The 416-nt window shown below is 50.2% G+C and carries 1 protein-coding gene and 1 tRNA gene; both read left to right on the top strand.

Features of this window, described 5'->3' with window-relative positions; genetic code table 11:
* The first annotated feature begins 79 nt into the window (after positions 1-79).
* Positions 80-154, top strand: a tRNA-Gly gene (locus AACR77_RS13210).
* A gap of 172 nt (positions 155-326) precedes the next feature.
* Positions 327-416 (top strand): GTP-binding protein (locus AACR77_RS13205; RefSeq protein ID WP_042882060.1); only part of this gene is annotated, 90 nt, incomplete at its 3' end.

Raw genomic sequence — 416 nt, 5'->3', positions numbered from 1 at the left:
CGGCTCTGCCTTCGAAGGTTCGAATCCTTCTCCCTCCACCATATTTCTCTGCGGTTTGAGTTCTTTGGGTTAGAGAAATGCGGGCATCGTATAATGGCTATTACCTCAGCCTTCCAAGCTGATGATGCGGGTTCGATTCCCGCTGCCCGCTCCAAGATGCTGATATGGCTCAGGTAATTCTGAGAGCCACACCTTAGGGTGAGTTCGGCAATCGAACCAGCCTGTCAGCACCAACCTCTCTACTCCCCTTGATTCAAATCCATCATATAAACTGTTCTGTGGTTAGCTTGCCACCGCGTACTCAGCGTTAGTTTAGAGGGACGATCATGTCTAAAGAAAAATTTGAGCGTAATAAACCGCACGTTAACGTGGGTACCATCGGCCACGTTGACCACGGTAAAACCACCCTGACCGCC

The organism is Aeromonas sp. ZOR0002, assembly GCF_963866995.1.
Taxonomy (GTDB): Bacteria; Pseudomonadota; Gammaproteobacteria; order Enterobacterales; family Aeromonadaceae; genus Aeromonas; species Aeromonas caviae.
This window is presented reverse-complemented; position numbering and strand designations above follow the sequence as displayed.